Source organism: Aliivibrio finisterrensis (assembly GCF_008933155.1).
Classification (GTDB): Bacteria; Pseudomonadota; Gammaproteobacteria; order Enterobacterales; family Vibrionaceae; genus Aliivibrio; species Aliivibrio finisterrensis.
In genome coordinates this window covers 1-740 of the sequence record NZ_WBVP01000085.1, presented here as the reverse complement: position 1 = coordinate 740, position 740 = coordinate 1, and the positions used below count along the sequence as shown (strand labels likewise).

The window sequence follows — 740 nt, the reverse complement described above, 5'->3', positions numbered from 1 at the left end:
AGCAAGGTCGTTCCAAATGTAAGGCTCAGGATCATTCACATCAAGAATGCCATCACCATCACTGTCAACAACGTAGGCATTAACGCCCACAATGAGTGCTTGAACCTCGTCTGGCGTATTCCATGCGTTGTCAGCTAATGCGGTTTGATAGTCGCTGAGTAAATTCAACAAGAAATTTTGATTCGGTAACAAGGTTTGCAGTTGCGTAATGGTAATACTGGTACTCGCGGTATTTTGCAAGTCAACAAGCACTATGGCAGTGGCATTTTGCTCAGTGATAAGCGTTTGCAATGCGGTGATGCTACTCACTGAGTTACTGCTCAGTTCATTGCGATATAAACCAAGCGTAGTGGCATCGGTTGCAACATCCACCAAGTCCATAAACTCGGCAAATAAATCCGCATCGCTGATGGACGCATCTGCCACACGCGCAGTTAAGTTATTAATAGCAATCGGATTGACCACATCCGCCACGTCAACACTTTGTACCGTTGAGAAACGTACGCCGCCTTTTTCCACCATCCAACTAATGCTATCGCTCGCATTTCTATCAACTGGCAAGAGCGTCATCATGGTCAAGCTCGAATCACTGCCTTGGTAGCTCACATTAACATTCACTGTGTCACCATTAATGCTCGCCACTTGCAAATCACCGCTGGCATTGAGTGCCCAATCGATGCTCGGTGCTGTACGAGGTGACAATACATCTAGGCTGACCACCTCTTGCCATGTGCCATCAA

General features: G+C 46.8%; 1 protein-coding gene. It reads right to left on the bottom strand.

The annotated features are described in order from the left end of the window. Window positions 1-740, bottom strand: a 740-nt coding sequence (locus F8B77_RS17680) for a hypothetical protein (protein ID WP_167512868.1), incomplete at both ends; no start/stop codon positions are given.